Annotated in this window: 27 protein-coding genes and 1 pseudogene; 14 read left to right on the top strand and 14 right to left on the bottom strand. The window is 35.0% G+C overall.

Annotated features, from left to right (window positions below):
• Nucleotides 1-5 precede the first annotated feature (5 nt).
• From CDOMC_RS00945 to gltX, 6 genes are read right to left on the bottom strand one after another with little or no spacing between them, the layout of a single operon-like run.
• Nucleotides 6-689 (bottom strand): MqnA/MqnD/SBP family protein, encoded by a 684-nt coding sequence (locus tag CDOMC_RS00945; RefSeq protein ID WP_172127142.1) that lies wholly within the window; start codon nt 687-689, stop codon nt 6-8.
• Nucleotides 690-728: 39 nt separating this feature from the next.
• Nucleotides 729-1262, bottom strand: coding sequence for an NAD(P)H-dependent oxidoreductase (locus CDOMC_RS00940; RefSeq protein ID WP_172127140.1), 534 nt, complete (start codon nt 1260-1262; stop codon nt 729-731).
• A gap of 36 nt (nt 1263-1298) precedes the next feature.
• Complete coding sequence (locus CDOMC_RS00935; protein WP_172127138.1) at nt 1299-1616, bottom strand: hypothetical protein; 318 nt, start codon at nt 1614-1616, stop codon at nt 1299-1301.
• 13 nt (nt 1617-1629) lie between these two features.
• Complete coding sequence (gene upp / locus CDOMC_RS00930) at nt 1630-2256, bottom strand: uracil phosphoribosyltransferase (RefSeq protein WP_172127136.1); 627 nt, start codon at nt 2254-2256, stop codon at nt 1630-1632.
• 1 nt (nt 2257) lies between these two features.
• The gene (locus tag CDOMC_RS00925; protein ID WP_172127134.1) at nt 2258-3511 is read right to left on the bottom strand and encodes a malic enzyme-like NAD(P)-binding protein; all 1254 of its coding nucleotides are present in this window, start codon (nt 3509-3511) and stop codon (nt 2258-2260) included.
• Between the two features lie 2 nt (nt 3512-3513).
• On the bottom strand, nt 3514-4887 hold the full coding sequence (gene gltX, locus CDOMC_RS00920) for a glutamate--tRNA ligase (protein WP_172127132.1): 1374 nt from the start codon (nt 4885-4887) through the stop codon (nt 3514-3516).
• Nucleotides 4888-4969: 82 nt separating this feature from the next.
• Between gltX and CDOMC_RS00915 the strand changes: the two genes are divergently transcribed.
• The gene (locus tag CDOMC_RS00915) at nt 4970-5800 is read left to right on the top strand and encodes a peptidylprolyl isomerase (RefSeq protein WP_172127130.1); all 831 of its coding nucleotides are present in this window, start codon (nt 4970-4972) and stop codon (nt 5798-5800) included.
• Between the two features lie 29 nt (nt 5801-5829).
• On the opposite strand, the gene CDOMC_RS00910 is transcribed toward CDOMC_RS00915, so the two are convergent.
• The 5 genes and pseudogenes from CDOMC_RS00910 to modA all read right to left on the bottom strand — a co-directional run bounded on the left by CDOMC_RS00910 (nt 5830) and on the right by modA (nt 9879).
• On the bottom strand, nt 5830-6597 hold the full coding sequence (locus CDOMC_RS00910; protein ID WP_172127128.1) for an SDR family NAD(P)-dependent oxidoreductase: 768 nt from the start codon (nt 6595-6597) through the stop codon (nt 5830-5832).
• A gap of 105 nt (nt 6598-6702) precedes the next feature.
• Complete coding sequence (locus tag CDOMC_RS00905) at nt 6703-8034, bottom strand: acetyl-CoA carboxylase biotin carboxylase subunit (protein WP_172127126.1); 1332 nt, start codon at nt 8032-8034, stop codon at nt 6703-6705.
• Complete coding sequence (accB, locus tag CDOMC_RS00900; protein WP_172127124.1) at nt 8034-8483, bottom strand: acetyl-CoA carboxylase biotin carboxyl carrier protein; 450 nt, start codon at nt 8481-8483, stop codon at nt 8034-8036. The genes CDOMC_RS00905 and accB overlap by 1 nt, the downstream gene beginning before the upstream one ends.
• 50 nt (nt 8484-8533) lie before the next feature.
• Nucleotides 8534-9195 (bottom strand): annotated as a pseudogene (locus CDOMC_RS00895) (molybdate ABC transporter permease subunit).
• Between the two features lie 6 nt (nt 9196-9201).
• Nucleotides 9202-9879 carry a molybdate ABC transporter substrate-binding protein gene (gene modA / locus CDOMC_RS00890; protein ID WP_236861358.1) on the bottom strand — a complete coding sequence of 226 codons (678 nt, stop codon included), beginning with the start codon at nt 9877-9879 and terminating at the stop codon, nt 9202-9204.
• A 156-nt stretch (nt 9880-10035) separates the two neighbouring features.
• On the opposite strand from modA, the gene CDOMC_RS00885 reads away from it, so the two are divergent.
• The 6 genes from CDOMC_RS00885 (at nt 10036) to CDOMC_RS00860 (ending at nt 14474) form a co-directional block, all read left to right on the top strand.
• Entirely contained in the window at nt 10036-10884 is an 849-nt protein-coding gene (locus CDOMC_RS00885; RefSeq protein WP_172127122.1) for a TIGR01777 family oxidoreductase, read from the top strand.
• A 66-nt stretch (nt 10885-10950) separates the two neighbouring features.
• Nucleotides 10951-11511 (top strand): dCTP deaminase, encoded by a 561-nt coding sequence (gene dcd, locus CDOMC_RS00880; RefSeq protein WP_172127120.1) that lies wholly within the window; start codon nt 10951-10953, stop codon nt 11509-11511.
• A gap of 71 nt (nt 11512-11582) precedes the next feature.
• Entirely contained in the window at nt 11583-12440 is an 858-nt protein-coding gene (locus CDOMC_RS00875) for a choline kinase family protein (RefSeq protein WP_185768467.1), read from the top strand.
• Entirely contained in the window at nt 12437-13273 is an 837-nt protein-coding gene (locus tag CDOMC_RS00870) for a DMT family transporter (protein WP_172127116.1), read from the top strand. Before CDOMC_RS00875 ends, CDOMC_RS00870 begins: the two co-directional genes overlap by 4 nt.
• Complete coding sequence (locus CDOMC_RS00865; RefSeq protein ID WP_218975679.1) at nt 13270-13968, top strand: NTP transferase domain-containing protein; 699 nt, start codon at nt 13270-13272, stop codon at nt 13966-13968. Before CDOMC_RS00870 ends, CDOMC_RS00865 begins: the two co-directional genes overlap by 4 nt.
• Nucleotides 13965-14474 (top strand): hypothetical protein, encoded by a 510-nt coding sequence (locus CDOMC_RS00860; protein ID WP_172127112.1) that lies wholly within the window; start codon nt 13965-13967, stop codon nt 14472-14474. Before CDOMC_RS00865 ends, CDOMC_RS00860 begins: the two co-directional genes overlap by 4 nt.
• On the opposite strand, the gene CDOMC_RS00855 is transcribed toward CDOMC_RS00860, so the two are convergent.
• From CDOMC_RS00855 to CDOMC_RS00845, 3 genes are read right to left on the bottom strand one after another with little or no spacing between them, the layout of a single operon-like run.
• Nucleotides 14471-15799, bottom strand: a complete 1329-nt coding sequence (locus tag CDOMC_RS00855) for an ANL family adenylate-forming protein (protein ID WP_218975678.1) — start codon at nt 15797-15799, stop codon at nt 14471-14473. The genes CDOMC_RS00860 and CDOMC_RS00855 overlap by 4 nt on opposite strands.
• A complete protein-coding gene (locus tag CDOMC_RS00850; protein WP_172127110.1) occupies nt 15793-16488 on the bottom strand; it encodes an SDR family NAD(P)-dependent oxidoreductase in 696 nt (231 codons plus the stop codon). Before CDOMC_RS00850 ends, CDOMC_RS00855 begins: the two co-directional genes overlap by 7 nt.
• Nucleotides 16481-16759 (bottom strand): hypothetical protein, encoded by a 279-nt coding sequence (locus tag CDOMC_RS00845; RefSeq protein WP_172127108.1) that lies wholly within the window; start codon nt 16757-16759, stop codon nt 16481-16483. The genes CDOMC_RS00850 and CDOMC_RS00845 overlap by 8 nt, the downstream gene beginning before the upstream one ends.
• An 81-nt stretch (nt 16760-16840) precedes the next feature.
• Here CDOMC_RS00845 and CDOMC_RS00840 point away from each other — a divergent pair, with 81 nt between their 5' ends.
• Genes CDOMC_RS00840 through pseI form a run of 7 tightly spaced genes read left to right on the top strand, consistent with a single transcriptional unit; the run spans nt 16841 to nt 22867 of the window.
• The gene (locus CDOMC_RS00840; protein WP_185768466.1) at nt 16841-17710 is read left to right on the top strand and encodes a hypothetical protein; all 870 of its coding nucleotides are present in this window, start codon (nt 16841-16843) and stop codon (nt 17708-17710) included.
• A gap of 45 nt (nt 17711-17755) precedes the next feature.
• Nucleotides 17756-18742, top strand: coding sequence for a UDP-N-acetylglucosamine 4,6-dehydratase (inverting) (pseB, locus tag CDOMC_RS00835; protein ID WP_172127104.1), 987 nt, complete (start codon nt 17756-17758; stop codon nt 18740-18742).
• A complete protein-coding gene (gene pseC, locus CDOMC_RS00830; RefSeq protein WP_172127102.1) occupies nt 18739-19866 on the top strand; it encodes a UDP-4-amino-4,6-dideoxy-N-acetyl-beta-L-altrosamine transaminase in 1128 nt (375 codons plus the stop codon). The genes pseB and pseC overlap by 4 nt, the downstream gene beginning before the upstream one ends.
• Nucleotides 19863-20543 (top strand): pseudaminic acid cytidylyltransferase, encoded by a 681-nt coding sequence (gene pseF / locus CDOMC_RS00825; protein WP_172127093.1) that lies wholly within the window; start codon nt 19863-19865, stop codon nt 20541-20543. The genes pseC and pseF overlap by 4 nt, the downstream gene beginning before the upstream one ends.
• The gene (pseG, locus tag CDOMC_RS00820; protein ID WP_172129605.1) at nt 20533-21390 is read left to right on the top strand and encodes a UDP-2,4-diacetamido-2,4,6-trideoxy-beta-L-altropyranose hydrolase; all 858 of its coding nucleotides are present in this window, start codon (nt 20533-20535) and stop codon (nt 21388-21390) included. Before pseF ends, pseG begins: the two co-directional genes overlap by 11 nt.
• Nucleotides 21387-21821 carry a UDP-4-amino-4,6-dideoxy-N-acetyl-beta-L-altrosamine N-acetyltransferase gene (pseH, locus tag CDOMC_RS00815; protein ID WP_169975484.1) on the top strand — a complete coding sequence of 145 codons (435 nt, stop codon included), beginning with the start codon at nt 21387-21389 and terminating at the stop codon, nt 21819-21821. The genes pseG and pseH overlap by 4 nt, the downstream gene beginning before the upstream one ends.
• Nucleotides 21822-21847: 26 nt before the next feature.
• Entirely contained in the window at nt 21848-22867 is a 1020-nt protein-coding gene (gene pseI / locus CDOMC_RS00810) for a pseudaminic acid synthase (protein ID WP_169975482.1), read from the top strand.
• The last annotated feature ends 9 nt before the right edge of the window (nt 22868-22876 follow it).

The following is a 22876-nucleotide window of genomic DNA, read 5'->3' as shown; positions in this document are numbered from 1 at the left end:
CAAATTTAAGTGTTAAATTGCTTAAATTTGAGTAATCTAGCCTCTTTAGAAAATATTTTAAGTGCTTTTTGCTCTTTTTTATCTATCTTGTAGCTTATAAATTTCAAATACCATCTGATATCTTCGCCTTTAATACCTCTGCTATCAGCATACTGCTTTAATATATAGTTTGGTATTTTGATGTTTTGTTTTAGAAAATTTTGAGATAAATTTTTATAAAGTTGATAATCTTTTGTGCAAGAAAATCGACCAAAAACAAATGGTAAATTTGTGCGCTCTTTCCACTCTTTAGACAAATCATAAAATTTATCTCGGCCCTCATTTAGATATGCTTTTAACGCCCTATCTCCTATAATAATCTCGCCTTTTATATCTAAAATTTTAGCCAATAAATTTGATGAAGCAGAAGCGGGATCGGACTTTGAAATAGAATTTTTACGGACTAAGACGCTTTTTACCTCATCTTTTGCGACAATTCCGAAATTTAGCTTTTTATATCGTTTTTTAAAACTTTCCACACTAGAAACTACTGCAGCATCGATACGGCGTGCACGCAAGTCTTTATTTAGCTTACTTGGAACACCCTTTTTAAACTCAATTGTTTTTTTAGAGTAACTTGTTAAAGTGGAGCGTTTTAAAAATATATGAAAAGGAAGCAAGTTAAGATAGTCAATCTTACCAAATATCAAAATACTTCCTAATTTAAGAGGACAAGAAACTCTGGCATATCAAATTTGCTTGCCTTTAAGTAGTTCAATATATCTTTGAGAGCAATTTGCAATGTCATCGTCATTCATGCGATAAACTCCTCCACTTACAAATATGCCCTTAAAATTCATGCCACAATAGCCTGCAGTTATCTTAATAGGAATTAAAATTTCATCCAAACTAAACTTTATTTTGCCCTCTTTTGAATATTCAGACTCGGAACTTCCAAGACTAACAGCTACGTAAAAATCTTTATTTTTAAGCTTATCTCCGGTGCTTCCATAAGCCCAGCCATAAGTAAAAACTTCATCCATATATGCTTTTAGCATAGCAGGAACATTTAACCAAAACATCGGAAATTGAAATACGATTCTATCGGTACTTTGAAGGATCTTTTGCTCGGCTACCACGTCAATTTTGCTTGTATCATGCCCATAAAGCTCTTCTAGATGCCTTGTTTCTATATTATCAATGCTTTTGGCTGCTTCAAAAAGAGCCTTATTTATCCTAGAATTTTTATAATACGGATGCGACATAATCACAACGGTTTTCATATCTATTCCTATAAATTTATTTTAGCTACAAAGATATTATTTAGGCTCTTCTAAGACGATCATCTCCCCTTCTTCACTTTGGAAAAGAGCAAAGTTCCCCTTTATATGGACACTAATTTTACTATTTTTTAATAATATCCCTGTAGCGCTTTTTTGCCTTTTTAAACTATACGATCTATCATCACTATCTATCATAGAGGCGGTCTGCCAACCATCTTCGCTAGTTACTTTCATGGCATAGAGCATACTTGAATACTCTTTTGTTTCTGCATTTTTTGACATTTTTGGCTCAGAAGTTGTTGCACAACCAAACATAAAAAAGACCAAGAGCAAACAGGTAAAATATTTTTTCATTTTATAACTTCCTTTATAGTGTATTAAAAACTCTATCGCCCGCATCGCCAAGACCAGGAACTATATAGTTTTTCTCATTAAGCTTCTCATCTATTGCCGCCGTATAAACCTCTATTTCTGGATAAATTTCGCTAAATCTCTTTAGACCCTCAGGAGCTGCGATAATAGATATAAATTTGATATTTTTTACTCCGTTTTGTTTTAGAAATTTAACCGCATCTATCGCAGTTCCGCCAGTAGCAAACATAGGATCAATTATAATAGCGGTTCTATTTGTGGCATCTTGAGGGAGTTTGGCGTAAAAAAACTCAGCTTCGGCTGTCTTTTCGTTTCTTTGAAAGCCCAAAAATCCAACACTAGCATCCGGAATTATCTTAAATACGCTATCAAGCATACCAAGAGCCGCCCTTAAAATAGGGCATATCATAATTTTAGTAGCAAGCTTTTTAGCTGTAATATTTGCAACCGGAGTTGCTACGGTTACATCGCGTAACTTTAGATCTCTGGTCGCCTCAAAAATCATCAAATAGCTTATCTCGTCAACTAGCATTCTAAACTGAAAAGGCTCTGTGTTTTTATCCCTTAAAATCGCCAATTTGTGCTCTATTAAGGGATGAGAAATCAATTTGATGTTTTTCATATTAAAAGCCTTTTTCAAGTGTTTCTATATAGGCTTTTATGTCAAAATCTTTTACTCTAGCCACTCCATCTTCTACCGCAGCTTGCGCTACTGCCGGAGCTACAGCTGTAAGCACGCGTTTGTCAAAAGGCTTTGGTATGATATAGTCTTTACCAAATTTTAGCTCATCTACTCCAAAAGCCTTGCAAACCTCAGCAGGCACAGGCTCTTTAGCTAATTTCGCAAGAGCTTTTGCTGCAGCCATTTTCATATTTTCTGTTATCTTTTTGGCTCTGACATCAAGCGCTCCACGGAAAATAAAAGGAAAGCCAAGTACATTATTTACTTGGTTTGGATAATCACTTCTACCAGTTCCCATCATCACATCATCTCTTACCTCTTTAACCTCTTCAGGAAAAATCTCAGGCGTAGGATTTGCAAGTGCGAAGATTATAGGCTCAGGATTCATCGTTTTTACCATCTCTTTAGTTAAAACTCCTGGCTTACTAAGACCTAAAAACATATCAGCGCCCTTCATAGCATCACCTAGAGTTCTTTCGTTTGTATTTACCGCGAATTCCAATTTTTCAGGAGTTAGATCATCTCTTTCTTTATGAAGCACACCCTTGCTATCAACCATAACTATATTTTTAGCACCAAGCAGCCTATACATTCTGGCGCATGCTATACCGGCGGCTCCTGAACCGCTTACCACGATCTTTATCTTTGTTATATCTTTACCTGAAATTTCAATCGCATTAATAAGCCCTGCACTAGTTATCATGGCTGTTCCGTGCTGATCATCATGCATTACAGGGATATCTACAGCTTCTTGAAGTTTTCTTTCTATTTCAAAGCATTTAGGGGCTTTGATATCTTCTAAATTGATACCACCGAAAGTAGGGGCTATAGCTTTACAAATTTCAACTATCTTCCCAGGATCTTTCTCGTCTATCTCGATATCAAAAGCATCTACGTTTGCAAATTTTTTAAATAAAACAGACTTGCCTTCCATTACAGGCTTGCCAGCTACCGCTCCGATATCGCCTAGTCCTAAAACAGCTGTACCATCAGTAATAACAGCAACTAAATTAGCCTTATTTGTGTATTTATACGCAAGTTCGTTATCTTTACTTATCTCTTTGCAAGGCTCTGCAACACCCGGTGTATAGGCCTTAGATAGATCCTCTGCTGTCGCGCAAGGAGTCTTTACCTTTATCTCTATCTTTCCACCTATATGATAATCAAGCGATTCTTCTTTTGTTACGTGCGCCATTTTTATTCCTTTATTATGTTTTTTATTCTATTTTTAACCTCATCGCTTCCAAGCACTTCAAGCACTTCAAAAATCGATGGTGATACGCTTGAACCAGTTAAACTGACCCTTAGCGCTTGAGCTAGATCTTTTAGCTTAATTCCATTTGCTTCAAGAAATTTATTAGTAAGCTCTTCATATCCCTTGGCATCCAAATTTTCATTTAAAATTTCACTAAATTTAGCCAAAATTTTCAAGCTTGTTTCGTTAATAAATTTAGCATAAGCTTTCTCGTCATAAACCTTAGGAGTATTTATTATCACTCTTGCACTATCGCTCATCTCAACCAAAGTTTTCGAGCGTTCACGAAGCGAGTTTAAAAGCACTTCGCCCTTTGGCATGGATTTAAAATCAACCCCAAATTCCATCATCTCTTTTGCAAGTCTATCGTAAGGCAAGGTCTTGATATAATGGGCATTTAGCCAGTCTAATTTTTGAGCATTATATGTACTTGAGCTCTTGTTTATATCATGAGGATCAAAATATTTTAACATATCCTCCATGCTAAAAATTTCATCATCGCCGTGGCTCCAGCCAAGCCTAACAAGGAAATTTAAAAGCGCTTCAGGCAGATAGCCCATGCGTTTATACTCCATCACATCGGTTGCTCCGTGGCGTTTGCTTAGCTTCTTACCATCTTCGCCGTTTATCATAGCAACGTGAAAAAATTTAGGCTGTTTAAACCCAAGAGCATCGTATAACACGATTTGCTTTGGAGTATTGGATAGGTGATCATCGCCTCTTATTACATGAGTTACACCCATTAAAGCATCATCGACAACAACGGTAAAATTATAAGTAGGAGTGCCGTCACTTCTAGCTATTATAAAATCATCCAATATATCTTCAACTCTAAATTTCACTTCGCCCTTTATACCGTCATCTATCAAAATTTCGCCGTCAAGCGGAGCTTTGATACGTATTACAGGATCTATGCCCTCAGGTGGAGTGCCTGTAAAATCACGATATCTATTATCATATTTTGGTCTTTCTTTTCTTGCTTCTTGCTGAGCTCGTAGCTCGTCAAGCTCCTCTTTACTCATATAGCATTTATAGGCATGTCCTGAGTCTAGAAGCTTTTGCACGAAAGCCTTATATATGTCAAATCTTTTAGATTGGTAGGTAACTTCACCATCGTGATCCAAGCTACACCAATCAAACGCTTCTTTAATCGCGATTGTGGCCTCTTCTGAATTTCTTTTTAAATCGGTATCTTCTATGCGGAGTAAAAATTTGCCGCCATTTTTTCTAGCATACAAATAACTATAAAGCGCTGTTCTAAGCCCTCCGATATGCAGGTATCCTGTAGGCGAGGGGGCAAATCTTGTAACTATCATCATTTTGCCTTATCTAACTTAAATATTAAAATGTTATAATGCCGACAATTATATTTACTTTAGACTTAAATAAAGGTTTCATATGTCAAAAAAGATCTTTTTTTTAACTTTTTTATTGAGCTTAAATTTCGCCTTTGCCCAGATGGTAAATGGCATTGTGGCAATAGTTGAGAGCGAACCTATAACTCTTCACGAACTCTATAAGACTTCACAAATTTTAAAAATAGATGAGAAAAATGCTTTAAATTTCTTAATTAAAGATAGGCTTGAAAAAGCCCAGATAAAAGCACTAAAAATAGAAGCAACGGGCTTTGAAATTAGTGAAAAAATAGAAAAAATCGCCCAAGAAAGCGGACTAAGTGTATCACAACTAAGAAATAATATAATTTCACAAGGCATGGATTATACGAAATTCAAAGAAGATGTTGCAAATGGCATAAAGCAAGAAAAGCTATATCAAAATATCTTTAGAGATGCCAGAATAAACATTACACCAGAGGCTGCAAAAGCATATTTCGAGCAAAATCAGCATATGTTTTTACAATTTGACCAGATAAAAATGACCAGATATATATCACAAAACAGGCAATCTATGGAGATGATACAAGCATCACCTATGAGCATACGCCAAGATGTACATACAGAAAATTTAGAGCTGAAAAGCGAACAATTACCACCTCAACTAAGAGCTGTTTTAAACAGAACTCCAAATGGATCTTTCACTCAAATTTTCCAAACTCCTAGCGGATTTGAGATGTTTTTGGTTAATTTAAAATCAGGTGAAGCTCTACCAAATTTTCAAGATATTCAAAACGAGGTCATGTCAACTATCTACAAATTTGAACAAGACCGCGTAGTGGCTGAATACTTTAATAAACTAAGAGCAAAAGCAGACATAAAATATTTAAGATAATAATAAGTAAGCGTTATCGCGCTTACTTATTATGATATATTAACCTTTGTTACGTGATCAAAAATAGGGTCTTTTAAGATAAAATCAAAACTCTTTCTATCCACCCAGCCAACACACTTATCGCTATCATACAGCTTTAGCAAAAATTCCGCCATCTGTTCGCTTGTGTGATAGTTTTTGTAATTTTTAGCATAATCGTACTCATCAGCATCTATGGCAACTTGCTTAAATTCGCTCTGTGTCGTTGCGGGAGCTAAAATTTTAGCACTCATTTTTGCATTATTTGATTTAAGCTGTCTATAAAGCGCTTCCGTAAATGCACTTACATAAAATTTTGTCGCACAATATACCCCAAAGCTATCAACCATACTATATCCGCAAGCAGAGGATACATTTATAAGCTGAGTGCCATCAATGCTTTGATAATCTTTTACGAAAAGAGTTGAAAATATAGTAAGAGCTTTGATATTTAGATCAAGCATCTGCTCTGTTTTCTCTAAATTTTGGCTACCTATAAGCGCGCTATCGCCAAAGCCTGCATTATTAATCCATGTTTTAATCTCATAAATTTTTAACTCATCATAAATTTTATATACATTTTCTATATTTGAAAGATCGCAAATTTTGATGATTACATCGATTGTAGGAGCAAATTTTAAAATCTCATTTTTTAAGTTCTCTAGTCTTTGAGCTCTTCTGGCTATCAAAATTAAATTTTCGCCACGCTTTGCAAATGCCTTTGCGGCTTCAAGTCCTATACCAGAGCTAGCACCAGTAATAAGAGTGTATTTTTTCATAAATTCTCCTCTAAATTTTTATATAAATTTAGCCTAAATTTTATAAATTGAGCTGAAATGCAGATAAGAAGCTATTTTGGCAGAGTATAAAACCCTGCCAAAATTTTAATGTCTTGATAAGTAGTTTGTGTCGTAGTTATTATTTATAAAGTCTTTGTTTTCCATCATTGCTAGATGAAAATCGCGAGTCGTCTTTATGCCTTGTATAACAAGCTGCTCAAGCGCAACTCTCATCTTATGAATCGCCTTATTTCTATCCTCGTCCCACACGATAAGCTTACCTATCATGCTATCATAGAAAGGAGGTATAGAGTAATCTTGATAGATATGGCTATCCATGCGCACATTTCGTCCACCTGGGCAGACATATTTTGTTATCTTTCCAGGACAAGGGGTGAAGCTATTTGGATCTTCGGCAGTGATTCTGCACTCTATAGAGTGTCCTTTTAGTTTTATACTGTCTTGACTTGGTAAAACACCACCCTCGGCAACCCTTATCATAAGCTCTATAATATCGATTCCACTTACCATTTCGCTAACGCAGTGCTCAACTTGAAGGCGTGTATTCATCTCGATGAAATAAAAATTTAGATCCTTATCTACTAAAAACTCAAATGTTCCAGCACCCTCATAACCTATCGCTTTGGCCGCTTTAATAGCTGTCTCATGAAGTCTAGAGCGAGTATCATCATCAAGCAGTATAGCAGGACTCTCTTCGATCAACTTTTGGTGTCTGCGCTGCATAGAGCAGTCTCTCTCGCCTATGTGAATTACGTTTCCATGGCTATCACCTACTACTTGAACCTCGATATGGCGCGGATTTAAGATATATTTTTCCATATACATCGTTCCGTCGCCAAAAGCACTCATAGCTTCGCTCTCGGCAGACCAAAATGCCTTTTCTATATCCTCTTCTTTTTCTACCACACGCATACCGCGTCCGCCACCACCTGCGGCAGCTTTTAAAATAACAGGATAGCCGATTTTTTTAGCAAGCTCTTTAGCCGCTTTTACATCAGCTACAGCTCCGTCAGAACCAGGTATTACCGGAACGCCAGCTCTTTGCATCATCTGCTTTGCCTTGCTTTTATCACTCATTAGAGCCATAGCCTCTACACTAGGGCCTATAAATTTGAGGTTGTGATGTGAGCAAATTTCAACGAAATTTTGATTTTCACTCAAAAAACCATATCCAGGAAATATTGCATCAGCTTCGCTTATCTCGGCTGCGGAAATAATAGCGGGAATATTTAGATAGCTATCGCTTGAACGAGGATTTCCTATACAAATAGCAGCATCAGCGTATTTGACGTAAAGCGCATCCCTATCTGCAGTAGAGTAAACAACGATCGCCTCTTTGCCCATCTCTTTGATTGTTCGCAAGGCTCTTAGTGCTATTTCACCACGGTTTGCGATTAAAACTCTTTTGATCTCCATTAAATTTTCTCCACTCCAAATAAAGACATTCCAAATTCTACAGGTTGTCCATCAGACACTAGAGCCTCTGTGATAACGCAATCAAATTCCGCTTCGATCTCATTCATGATTTTCATAGCTTCAATAATGCCTATAACTTCGCCTCTCCTTACTTTTTGTCCAACTTTTACAAAAGGAGCTGCTCCAGGACTTGGGGCCATATAAAACGTTCCTACCATAGGCGATTTTATACTTTCTTTAGTGCTTGAAGCTTGTTTAACCTCTGAGCTTACAACAACATTAACAGGAGTCGGTGCAGGAGCTGGGGCTTGAGGTGCTGGTTTAGGAAGTTCGCAACAATCGGCGAATTTTTCAAGTTCGATCTCAAAATCGCCATCTTTTATCTTGATCTTATTCATATCCATTTCGTTGAAAAATTCGATCAACTCTTTGATGTCATCTTTTTTCATAAACTTCTCCTATAAAATTTTAAATAGTAGCTTATTGTATCAAAAAATTACTAAAAGTTTTTTCTGCGATCTAAAAAATTGATAAATCCGAACATAAAAATACTTAGGACGACTAAAATCAAGCTCAAAATAAGCGCAAGCTCGTTTTCTCCGTCATAAACGGCGTTAAATATAGCAAGTGAGATGGTGTCGGTTTTGCCTACAATATTGCCTCCAAGCATCAAAGTAATGCCGACCTCTCCAAGTCCTCTTCCAAGGGCCAATATAAGTGCCGAGACAACGCTTTTAAAAACATTGGGCAAAATTATAAAAATAGCTATCTCAAGCCTATTTTTTCCAAGGCTTTGTGCAGCCTCTATAATACTTTTTGGGAAATTTTCAAGCACAGCCATAATAGGCTAACAAACAAAGGAAGTCCAGCCAAAAAAGAGGCTATGACAAGAGCGTAAAAGCTAAATACTATATCTAAATTTAGAACACTTCCTATGACGCCGTTTCTGCCAAGTAGATAGAGTAGTAAAAATCCCGTAGCTATAGGCGGAAATATAAGCGGAAACATAACTAAAGCATCAAAAATAGCTTTTAATCTACCTTTATAAAAAGCCAAAAAATAAGCTACAGGAAGCCTTAAAACGACCAGCAAAATAAAGCTTACTAAAATCGTTTTAGCGCTTAAAAGTAACGGGTGAAAGAGCCAATTTAAATCGCTCAAATTTGATTACTTTAGTCCGAATTTACTAAAAATCGCCTTTGAACGCTCATTGCCAAGCTCTTTTATAAATTTATCGCAAGCAGCGTTATTTTCGCATGCTTTTAACTTTGCAGCACTAATATAAACAGGGCTATAAAGGCTTTCGTCTACATATATTATAGAACCAAACTCACTCTTTCTAGCCTCAGCTTCTGTTGAGTTTATAAATCCAGCATCAACTTCGTTATTTAGCACGTAAGCCACAACTTGAGGCACGCCCGCAACTGCAAGCATTTTTGAGCCCACGTCTTTTTCTAAGTTCGAATTTTTAAGAAATCCTGTCGTGCGGATACCGTAAATCGCCTTTTTAGCATCAGGCATCGCGATACGCTCGAATTTCACGATATCTTTGATGTCGTTTATAGTTTTTCCCTTTGGTGTCACAAGAGCTAAAGTGCCTTTTCCTAGGCGCTCATAGCCCTTTATCTCAAGTCCGCTTTTGTTTAAAAACGCCTCATCGCCCACTATCACAGCCATCTTGCCTTCTGCGGCTTGGATAGTGATCTGCTTGATGTTTGCAAATGCACCTTCCACGCTAAGACCATCTTTTTTAAGATTTTCAATAACCGCAGTAACCGGCTTTTTATATCCACCACCGGCACCTACGAGTAAACTATTCGCACCAAGCGCAAAAACTGCAACCAGGCTTAAAAGAGCTATCTTTTTTATTGCATATTCCTTTTATTAAAATATCCAGCGATAATATAAAATATAATCTTATATACTAATTAAAACGCATTTTCTAAAATTTAAATCCGTCCAGCTCAGACAAATGATGATAAAATACAAAAAAGGAAAAGCATGAAGATAGCCATAAACGGACTTAGCGGTTTTGTAGGCGGTTACATAAGTAAATTTTTAGCAAACAAAGGTCATGAGATAGTGCCTATAAAAAGAGCTTTGTATAACGATACGCAAAGGCTTAAAGAAGCTATTGAAGGTGCCGATGTTATCATAAATTTAGCAGGCGCAAACATCTCTAAAAAATGGAGCGAAGAGTATAAAAAAGAGCTTTATTCAAGCAGGATTGATACAACTAAGAATTTAGTAAAAGCCATGAGTCTTCTAAAAAATCCGCCAAAAATTTTCATCTCAACTTCGGCTGTTGGGATATATAAAAGTGGTAAAGAACACGACGAGAGATCGGATAGATATGACGAGGGATTTTTAGGAAGGCTTGCCAGAGAGTGGGAAAAAGAAGCAAATAAGGCAAAAGAATTTGGTGTTAAAACCGCGATATTTCGCCTTAGCGTAGTGCTTGGTAGTGGCGGCGCGCTAGAAAAAATGCTTCCTGTTTTTAAATTTGGACTTGGCGGGATTTTAGGAGACGGCAACCAAGGATTTTCATGGATAAGCATAAACGATCTTGCAAGAGCGTATGAATTTGTGATAAATAGCCAAAAAGAGGGCATCTACAACTTATCTTCGCCAAATCCCGTAACAAATAAAATTTTTACCGCTTCACTCGCTAAAGCGCTAAATCGCCCTGCTTTTTTCAAAGTGCCAAATTTCGCACTCAAGCTTAAATTTGGCGAAGGAGCCGTGATACTGCTTGAAGGACAGAAAGCCTATCCTGCAAATTTGCTTGCACAAGGGTTTAAATTCGAGCATGAAAACATAAGCGAAGCTCTGGAAAATTTGATTTACTAGAGCGAATTTAACGATAGCTAAAAGAAGTTGTGATAAAATCCAAAGAAACTAAAAAGGAAGCTATAAATGGGTCTAAAAAGCGATAGATGGATACGCGAAAAGAGTTTAAATGACAAAATGATCGTGCCTTTTTGCGAAGAGCAGATAGGCAAAGGTGTCGTTAGCTACGGCGTTAGCAGCTACGGGTATGATATACGCGTCGGAAATGAGTTTAAAATTTTTACAAACATAGGCGGCACCGTAGTTGATCCCAAAAATTTCGACGAGAAAAACGTAGTTGATTTTGTGGGCGATGTCTGCATAGTTCCGCCAAATTCGTTTGCGCTGGCTCGAACGGTTGAGTACTTCAATATGCCTGATAACGTGCTTGCAATCTGTCTTGGCAAGAGCACTTACGCGCGATGCGGTATCATCGTAAATGTCACGCCTTTTGAGCCTGGATTTAAGGGGCATATCACGATTGAGATTTCAAACACGACTCCGCTTCCGGCTAAAATTTATGCAAATGAAGGTATCGCGCAAGTGCTATTTATCGAAGGTGATGAGCCTTGCGAAGTGACATATGCTGATAAAAAAGGCAAATACCAAGCTCAGGAAGGCATCACTCTGCCTAGGATTTTGAAGTAATTTGCAGAATTTAGTTAAATTTTTCTTATAAGACATAAAATTTGGTATACAATTTGCTTTTTTAAAAAATTATGAACAAAGAAGATATTTTTTTTAAAGCCACCGGACTAAAAGTAAAAAATATTAGCTTACTTGGAGGAATGACTAATATCAATTTTCTTGTTACGTCGACCGATGATGAGAAATTTGTATTAAGAATTTCAGGAATTAACTCCAATGAGCTTATTAGTCGTGAGAAAGAATTTTATATACAAAATAAAATGCACGAATTTGGTTTTGGTGTAGAAACTATATATTTTGATAGCATTTCTGGGACAAAAATAACTAAATTTTTATCAAACGCTATAAATTTAACTCCAAAAAATATATCAAATTTTTTACCTCAAATTGCACTACATTTAAAATCTTTACATAATTTAAAAATTAAATTAAAATATGAATTTAACCCTTTTATAGAAATGCAAAAATATATACAAATATCCAAAACATCTATTAATTTAATACCTAATTTTCAAGACGGATTAAAACTTTTCTGGTTTTTAAGAGACGAAATTTACAATATAAACCGAAAATATCACGATAAAGATATGATATTGGTACCCACACACGGAGACTTAGTGCCTGAAAATATATTGATAACAGATAATAATGAAGTTGTTTTTATAGATTGGGAATACGCGGGAGCAAACGATCCGTGTTGGGATTTGGCATCTGTTTTTGTTGAAGGAAATTTATCAAAAAAAGAAGAAGATAAATTTTTAAAATATTACGATCCAACTCAAGACGAACTAGAAAAAATAGAAATTTATAAAGGATTAATGGATCTTTTATGGAGTGCTTGGTCTATAGCAAAAACAAGTAACGAGCAAAACTATTTAGAATACGGACAAAAGCGTTTAAATGATGCTTTAAGAAGGAAATATTTTTGATATTTGGAATACTAAGCGGTATCTTTTGGGCAATAGATACTTTGTTGCTATCAAAAGTGCAAATTTTTGCTCTACTTCTAGTCGCCATACATGACTTTACAAGTTTTTTATTTATAGGCATTTTTTTAAAAATTTCAAAAATAAATCTTTTACTAAACAAAAAACAACTCCTGGTTATAGCAATAGCTTCAATGGCAGGCGGTTTAGGCATGATATCTTTTTTGCTAAGTATCCATTACGCTAAAGCCCCTCTTGCAAGTATTTTAAGCAGTCTTTATCCGGCTTTTAGCGTCATAATAGCTGGAATTTTGCTTGGGCAAAGGCTTAGTAAAGTAGGATTTTTAGGGTTATTTATAGCTGTTAGTTTTACTATATCACTCTTTATATTTGATATAGAATTTAGAGATGTTAATCTGCTGGGAGTTATTTTCGGACTTCTTTGTGCCATGTGCTGGGGAAGTGAGTGCGTCATCATCAATTTGGCACTAAAAGATAACGTAAACGAAAAAGTAGCTTTATTTATCAGGCAAGGCGTTAGTTCATCTATTGCTCTTGGATCTTTTTTAATCTTTTCTATAGTACAAAATACGCAAAATACTTATATAATAAACTACGAATTAATTGTTATTGCGGCCTTTTTTGCAACCGTTTCATACACATTTTATTATAAAGCAATAGCAAAAATAGGTGCTTTGAGGGCAATGGGGCTCAATATATCATATTCGGCTTGGATTATAATATTTGGCTTTATTGTCGGTGAAACATTTTCCATTTTTTTGCTAATATGTGCTATTTTAATAATGCTAGGTTCTGTAACGAGTAATGTAAAATGACAAAGATGAATGCTATAATTTTGGCAGCAGGCCTAGGATCTAGACTAAAAGAAATAACCGTAAATAAACATAAATCACTTTTAAAAATAGCAGACAGAGTCAATCTGGAAAGAACTATAGAATTTTTAAATGATATTGGCGTAAACGATATAAACATAATAACCGGATACAAAGCTAGTGATTTTGAATATTTAAAAGAAAAATTTAATGTAAATTTGATACATAACGACAAATTTGATACTTTAAACAATCTTTATTCCTTCTGCCTTGCTTTGGATTTTTTCGGCAATAGTTTCGTTATAGATGCGGATGTTGTGATGTTAAAAAACATATTGCAAATTACAGATACATCGGTATACTATACTACACTAAGAAAGATAAATAATAAAAATGATTGGATAGTGACTTGTGATGATAATAATCGTATAACAAAAATAGAGCCATCAAATAAAAATTTACCTACCCTTTTTGGAATAAGCTATTTTACAAAAAATGATGCCATTTTAATAAAAGAACGCATTAAATCACTCCCCAAAGAAGCTTTTAGCGATAAAAAACTTTATTATGATAATGTTTTTGTAAGTATGCTAAGTGAAATAATTATAAAAGAAGTTAGAGTAGACAATAGATTTGTTTGCGAAATAGACGATAAAGAGGATTTAAAAGAGATAAACGAAAAGGCACGTGCGATATGAGAGAAATTTGCTTTTGCGACTACATAAATTTAGACTACGATACAAGTAAGCAAATTTTAGCTATAAGAAATTTAAAGCATGTAAGAGAAGCTAGTAAAAATACGGATAAAATCAGTTTAAACTCGCATATAAACTGGATTAAAAACTTAAAAAATAATCAATATTTTGCGATTACGATCGGTAACTCGGTAGTGGGCGGCGTCAGTCTAATCAACGGATTATGGGGGATATTTTATAAAAATGATATAGATGCTATATTGAAATTACTTTGTGCGTTTATATTTTTTGAAAATGCTTTTAAAAAAATAGACACAATAGAATCAAATGTGAAAATAAATAATCAAAATGCTTTAAATTTTAACTTATTTTTTGGATTTAGGCAAATAAAAAAAGACAGTGAATTTTATTATCTAGCACTAAAAAAAGAAGATTTTTTAAATTTAGAAAATTCAACCATAGATCTGCTAAAAAAAATTAAAAAGACATATAGTATAAAATGGGCTTAGCGATTAAGTCGCCTATCTTTCTTAAATCTGGCTGTCATATCGATTTTATTAACAACGTTTATTCTAGCAGGAATTTTATAACTAGGAATTTTATCTCTTAAAAAAGATCTGATTAAATTTTTTACTTCGTCTTTTTGCAAATTACAAACTACATCGCAAGCCACGTTTTGACCCAATATAGCATTATTTTCAGCATAAACCAATACATCTTTTATATCTGGAATTTGTAAAATAAGACTTTCAACCTCACCAGCTAAAAGTTTGTTGCCTCCAACATTGATCATCTCCTTGCTACGTCCTATTATTTTTAAAAAACCATTTTCTCCGACTTCTACCAAATCACCGGTTTTAAACCATCCATTATCATCATGATTATCTGCATTTAAATATCCTAAAAATGCGGTTTTACTTTTTATATAAAGCTCACCGTCTACAATCTTATACTCGTCTGGGTTTAAATTAAAAAAAGTAGACGTTGATGATTTGGAGTTGGTATTCATAATTCCAGTTTCACTTGTTCCAAAAGTCTGAATAAATTTAACTTTACTAAATACTTCTTTTAATCGCTTAAGTATGTTATCATCCATTCTTTCAGTGCCGTATGTAATCAATTTTAGTGAATTTAAATCAAATTTTTCATAATCTTTATTGATTAAAAGCAAATTTAAAAAACTAGGCGTAGTAGGCAATACATTTATATCAAATTTCTCTATCAATTCACAAATTTTAGCAGTACTAAAATCATTTGCTATAATAAGCGTAGCGCCCATGGCAAGACCATTTAAAAGAGTATTTAAGCCTCCTATATGATCAAACAGCAAAAATAACAACATTTTTAAATTTTTTGGCTTTTTATCCTTAAAATTTAAAACTAAGTTATCAAGATTATGTACTATAGCTTTTGGCTTTGCTAAACTGCCACTAGAAAATAATATAAGTCCGCTATTATCGTTATCTTGTAGCTTTTTGATTAAGATATTAGATTCTTTTTCACATAAATCTTTTATAAATATCAAGCCGTTTTTATAAGTTATCGTTTTGTTTGCAAATGCTTCTTTTAGCCGCTGCTCTACTTCCGAATCGATATTTGAGTTTATGGGAACTATAATATTTTTATTTAAAAAAAGCGCTAAAAACAAAGCTATATTTTCAAAACTGTATCCGCCTATAAGACCTACAACTTCTCCGCTTTTTATATCACTAAGTTTGCTTTTAAATTCATTTATTTTAGCTAAAAGATCTTCATAAGTATAAATTTTATTATTGTGAATAACAGCATTTTTTTTTGAAAAATCGCTAAAGTTTTTTAATAAAAAGCTCACCATACACCGCCTAAATATATAATTTGTCCTGTTACCATTTTACTTTTATCGTCTATCAAAAAGTCAATCGTATTTTTTATATCGTCAAATTCACAAAAATTTTTTATAGTTTGTTTTTCCAGCAACTCATCTATTTTATTTTTTGGTACAGCCTTAATAAGATTTGTCATAGTAGGAGATATACCAATAGCATTAACATTGATATTAAATTTCCCCAGCTCTTTAGCGCTAGTTCTGGTAAAATTTTCTATAGCTGCTTTTGCAGCTGCATAAATAGCTTCTCCTTCTAAATTTAAAGCTGCTGCTACACTTGAAAAGTTAACTATTTTGCCATATTTTTGGCGACTCATTATTTTGCCTACTTCTCTTGTAAATAAAAATGCCGACATAAAATTTACGTTAAACAGTTCATTCACACTATTTAAATTTGTAGTCAGTAAATGATTCATAGACGCAGCTCCTGCATTATTTATAAGCACATCAATCTTTCCTGACTCACGTTTTATTCCCCTTACCATATCTATAACTTTATTTTCATCACAAACATCAATGCAAAAATGTTTATAGTTTTTATGTTCTATGTCGCTATCACTTCTACTGCAACCAAACACTTTATTAGTTTCTAAAAAGCCGATACTTAGAGCCTTTCCTATTCCTCTACTTGTGCCGGTTATTAAGATATTTTTATTCATTTAAACACTTTTGTATGTACTTAGTTAATGTTTTTATATTAATAAACGGCGATGTTTTTTGACTCATTGCCTTTTCATCAGCCAAAGTAATATTCTTACCAAATTCATCATAAATCTTCTCTTCCAATTCTATCAAAAAACCTACTAATCCTACACTATCAAATAATGCATCGTTTCTACCGAAAAGAAAAATTTGATCATTCAAATCTACAGCTTCGTCTTTTAAACTAATTATAGTCTTTTTAATCGTTTGCTCTATTTTCTCTTGCATATTTATCTCCTTTTATAAAATTTTCTTGTAAAATTATATTAAAAAATTAATTAAAATTACAAAAAAATTAAAGGCATAAAAATGATGGAAACTTTAATATTTAGCATAGGTGCAGCAGGTAGAGCTATATATAGAACTTTAAGCAAAGATCCAAACTATAAAATTACAGGTTTTATAGAAAACAATTTAAAAATTGTTGGAAATAAATTTGAAGATATTGAAATTTTTGCAGCAAATAATATTTGTAATTTAAAATTCGACAAAGTATTTTTAGGTGGTGTATGGGCAAAGGATATGCAAGAACAACTCTTAAGCCTAGGTGTAAATCGAGAAAAAATAGAAATTTTATCGGAAAAAGACATCTCTTTTTCTACACCAACTAGAGATATAGTTACTGATAATGCAGTAAAAAAACTTGATGAATTTTTTATTAAAAACAATATTGATTATTTTATAGACGGATCATCTTTGCTTTGCATGCTAAGAAAAAGAAGTTTGAGCGTAGTATCTGATGTTGATATTATGGTTTTAAAATATGAAAATTTAGAGTTTTTGGCAGAAGAATTACCTAAATTTTTTAAAGAATTTAAAGTTGAAGTAGTGAAATTTGAAAAAGAAGATATAGTAAGAAAGGTTGGGGAAATTTTTAAGATAGTAGTTAGCGACAATGAAATTGAAAAAATGGTTTTAGATATAAATGTTTATAATGATTATGGAAAATGTGGTGTTTTAGGATATAATGGAAAGTACTTCTATATACCAAAAGAAATGATTTCAGAGTTTATTAGATATCCTTATAAAAATTTTGAACTTTCGATACCAAAAGAATTTGATAAGTATTTAAAAATGGTTTATGGAGATAACTACATCAAAATCCCTAAGCATTTTTCAACTAAAGATTATGGTAATTTAGTTGACAAAAAAACTCTAGACAAAATTTGCAAAGTTTAAATTGGTATCGTTCTTGCTTGTGGTGTTTAAACTTAAGGATGCTGTATGTTTGATGAAAAATCTATTCTTATAACCGGCGGAACGGGAAGCTTCGGCAAGAAATACACCGAAATTTTGCTTAAAAATTTTAAGCCAAAAAGGCTAATTATATACTCAAGAGACGAGCTTAAGCAATACGAAATGGCTCAAGTTTTTAAAAATCCCGCGATGAGATATTTTATCGGCGACGTGCGAGACGAAAAGAGGCTTAAAACCGCGATGGATGGAGTTGATTTTGTCATTCACGCAGCCGCGATGAAACACGTTCCCATAGCCGAATATAACCCGATGGAGTGCATAAAAACAAACATCAACGGCGCTCAAAACGTCATTGACGCAGCCTTTGCTTGCGGAGTAAATAAAGTGATCGCACTATCAACGGATAAGGCTTGTAACCCGGTAAATTTATACGGCGCTACAAAGCTTGCAAGCGATAAGCTGTTTGTCGCAGCAAACAACATCGCAGGCAGCAAAAAAACTCGCTTTAGTGTCGTAAGATACGGCAACGTCGTAGGCTCACGCGGTTCGGTTGTGCCACTGTTTAAAAAGCTCATAGAAGAAGGCGCGACAGAGCTTCCAGTGACGCATGAGCAGATGACAAGATTTTGGATAACCCTTGAACAAGGAGTGAATTTCGTCCTTAAAAATTTTGAACGCATGAAAGGTGGAGAAATTTTTATCCCTAAAATTCCTTCCATGACTATGCTTGATCTTGCCAAAGCTCTTGCACCGGAGCTTAAAGTCAAAATCATCGGCATAAGACCTGGCGAAAAGATGCACGAAGTGATGGTCGGCAAGGATGATGCGCATCTAACTTATGAATTCAACGACCACTACATGATAAGCCCATCCATTCAGTTTGCAACTATACAAGATTTTTCGACAAATGCGCTTGGCGAAAGAGGTAAGCTTGTCGAAGACGGGTTTGAATACAGCTCAAATACAAATAAAATTTGGCTTGACAAAAAGGGTCTTTTGGAGATGATAGGATGATACCTTACAGCAAGCACCAGATCAAAGACGGCGATATAGCAGCAGTTTGCGAGGCTATGAGGGGCGAGTTTTTAACAGGCGGAGATAAGGTGGCTCAATTTGAAGCGGCCATTTGCGAATATGTCGGAGTAAAACACGCGGTAGTAATGAATTCGGCAACTTCTGCGCTTCACGTCGGATATCTTTCTCTTGGCGTAAAAGAAAACGACGAGGTTATAACTACGCCTTTAACCTTTGCGGCAACGGCAAATGCGGCTCTTATGGTCGGCGCAAAAGTGAAATTTTGCGATATAAAATTTGACGGAAATATAAACGAAAACAAGCTTTCTGAGCTCATCACCTCAAAAACAAAGGTCATAACTCCTGTTGATTTTGGCGGAAACGGCGTAAATATCATAGAAATTATGAAAATAGCGCGCGCAAAAGGTATAAAAGTGCTTGATGATGCCTCGCACGCCTTTGGAAGCGAGATAGACGGCGCAAAAGTAGGCATTCACGCCGATGCTAGCGTATTTAGCTTCCATGCGATTAAACCGATCACCACTTTTGAAGGTGGCGCAATTGTTACAAATGACGATGAGATAGCGCGTCTTGCGAGGCTTTACCGCTCACACGGCATAAATAAAACTCACCTTTGGAACAGCGATATGAGCGTGCTTGGATACAACTATCGCTTAAGCGACGTAGCTTGCGCGCTTGGGCTAAATCAGCTTAAAAGGCTTGATGAGATGATAGCTGTGCGAGAGAGTATAGCGCAGTTTTACGACGAAAGATTTGAGAAAAATCCATACTTTAGCACTATAAAAATTCCTCAAAACAAAAAAAGCTCGCGCCATCTTTATCCGATCTTGCTTTTTAGCACTCTTTGGTGCGCTAAAGAAGATATTTTTGCGGAGCTTCACGATCGTGGAGTGGGGGTTCAGGTACATTATAAGCCTACCTATCAATTTAGCTTTTACAAGCAACTTTATGGCGAAACTGAGCTAAAGGTTACAGAGGATTTTTACAAATCAGAGCTTAGCCTGCCGTGTCATCAAGGCATGAGTATGGATGATGCGAAATTTGTAGCAGACACTCTGCTTGACGTGCTTGCTAAATTTGCAAATCCAAAGTGCAGCATATGAACCTATGCGTCATACCAGCAAGAGGCGGAAGCAAGCGAATCCCGCATAAAAATATCAAAGATTTTTTAGGTAACCCTATAATATCTTACAGTATCAAAGCGGCTCTAAGTTCAAAAGTGTTTGATGAAGTAATAGTAAGCACTGACAGTGAGGAGATAGCTGAAGTTGCGCGAAAATTTGGTGCCAAAACACCATTTTTAAGAGATGCCAACCTTAGCGACGACTTTACTTCAACAGGCGATGTTATAAAAGATGCCTGCATCAAAATGGGAGATAAATTTAAAACGGTATGTTGCTTATATCCTACCGCTCCACTTTTAAAAGGAGAGGTATTAAATGAAGCGTATAATAAATTTAAAGCAAGTGAATGCGAATATCTATTTTCTGTTTGCGAATTTTCTTTTCCGATTCAACGCGCTATAAAAATAGATTTAAATGGAAAAGCAAGTATGTTTTATCCTGAATATAACAGCACTCGCTCGCAAGATCTAGAACCCGCATATCATGATGCAGGACAATTTTACTTTGGCAAACGTGATGCATGGTTACAAGGCAAATGGGTGTTTAAACCGCATTCAAAAGTCTTTATTTTAAAGCGAAATTTAGTATGTGATATCGATACTATTGAAGATTTCGAATTTGCTAAAAAACTTTATAAAATCAATCATGGGCTTTGAGAAGCTTGCAAATTTAAAAACCTTAATTAGAGCCGATAGCTCCGTAACTATCGGACACGGACACATCAGGCGAGATCTTGTTCTTGCAAAGAAATTCAAAGACATCAGCTTTGCTTGCATAAATTTTGAAGGCTCGCTCATAAACGAGATAAAATTTCGCGTTTTTACTCTTAAAACAAATGATTTAGATGAGCTAATAAGTCTTATAAACACTAATAAATTTGAACTTCTTATCATCGATCACTACGGCATTAATTACGAAGATGAAAAGACGATAAAGAAGGCTACAGGAGTTAAAATTTTAAGCTTTGACGATGAGTATAAGAGCCATTTTTGCGATATTTTATTAAACGTCAATATATTTGCCAATGCTAAAAAATATGAAAATTTACTGCCTCCCGCTTGTGAAATTTGGTGCGGGCAAGAATTTATGCTGGTAAGAGATGAATTTTATCAAGAAAAAAAGATAAAAAGAGAGAAAATTTATGACGTTTTTATCGCACTTGGCGGAACAGATATACAAAATTTGAGTGCAAATTTAGCGCTTAAACTACTTGAAAAAAATTTAAAAATCATCCTTGTTACAACAAGTGCAAATGCAAATTTAAACGCGCTTAAAAAGCTTGAGAAAAGCTATAAAAACCTAACTCTTTTTACCGACTCGAATCAAATCGCAAGGCTAATGAACGAGAGTAAAGAGCTTATCATCTCGGCAAGCTCTCTTGTAAACGAAGCGCTTGTTTTAGGCGCAAATTTCAGCGCAGTTATGGTTGCAAATAATCAAAAACAGATGTATAAATGGCTTATTGAAAACGGATATAAAGCCTATACAAGCGAGGAGATATGATCCGTCTTATAAATTTTACCGAGCTTACAAAAGAGCAAAAAATGATGGTTTTTGATTGGCGAAACGATGAGCGAGTAGCGAAATTTATGCGCTCAAAAAATATAACCTTAAAAGAGCATCTTAAATTTATCGACAGCTTAAAAAGCGCTTCTGATAGACTTTACTTTTTGGTCGAAGAAAATGGCGAGTTTATCGGTGTGATCGACTTTATAAACATAAGCGATGAGGAGTGCGAATTCGGACTTTATGCAAATCCGAATTTAAAAAATCAAGGCGCAAAATTAATGCAAATTATAATTAACTATGCGTTTAGCGAGCTAAAGGTTTTTAGGCTCAATTCATGCGCTTATAATTTCAACGAAAAAGCCATTGCGCTTTATGAAAAATTGACTTTAAAATTTATGACAAAGATGAGCTATTTAAGGCTTTAAAGAGCAAATTTAGAGGTAAAAAGAGTATGAAAATAGAAAATTTTGATACAAATAAAAACGTATTTATCATCGCCGAACTCTCAGCCAACCACTCAGGAAGCTTAGAGACAGCGATTCAAACCATAAAAGCAGCCAAGCGCGCCGGAGCCGACGCGATAAAATTACAAACATATACTGCCGATAGCCTTACGCTAAATTCTCAGAAAGAGGATTTTATGATACGCGGCGGGCTTTGGGACGGGCGAAATTTATACGAGCTTTACGAGCAGGCAATGACTCCTAGAGAGTGGCATAAGGAGCTTTTTGATGTGGCTAGCAACGAGGGATTAATCTGCTTTTCAAGCCCATTTTGTAAAGATGACGTGGAGTTTTTAGAGCAGTTTAATCCGCCAGCTTACAAGATCGCAAGTTTTGAAGCGATTGATTATGATTTTGTAGAGTATGTCGCGAAGAAAAATAGACCGATCATCATATCAACAGGCATCGTAACTCACGAAGAGATTTCGGATATCGTTAAAATTTGCAAAAATGCAGGCAATAACGAAATCGCTCTTTTAAAATGCACTTCAAGCTATCCCGCGCCATTAAATGAGATGAATTTACTAAATATACCTACCATAAAAGATGAATTTAGCGTGGAAATCGGCTTTAGCGATCATACTTTAGGCATCGTTGCTCCTATCGTCGCAGTGAGTTTAGGTGCACGCATAATCGAAAAGCATTTCATACTAAATAAAGATATAAAAAGCGTAGATGATGCTTTTTCGCTTGATGAGACCGAATTTGCGCAGATGGTAAAAGCAGTGCGAGATGCTGAAGCCTTGCTTGGCAAAAAGCAGTTTATCTCAGGTGGTGAAAGCCGTAATTTTGCTCGCTCGCTTTATGCAAGCAAAGATATAAAAGTTGGAGAAAAATTTACTGAAGAAAATATAAGAAGCGTTCGTCCAGGATACGGGCTTCATCCCAAATTTAAAAAAGAAATTTTAGGCAAAATAGCTAAAAGAGGTATAGAATTTGCTAACAAGATTACTAAAGACGACTATTAAAAGGAGACA

Origin of the sequence: Campylobacter sp. RM16192, assembly GCF_004803855.2 — a bacterium.
Taxonomy (GTDB): Bacteria; Campylobacterota; Campylobacteria; order Campylobacterales; family Campylobacteraceae; genus Campylobacter_A.
Note: the sequence above shows the minus strand (reverse complement) of the source record. Positions and strands in the feature narration are given on the sequence as shown.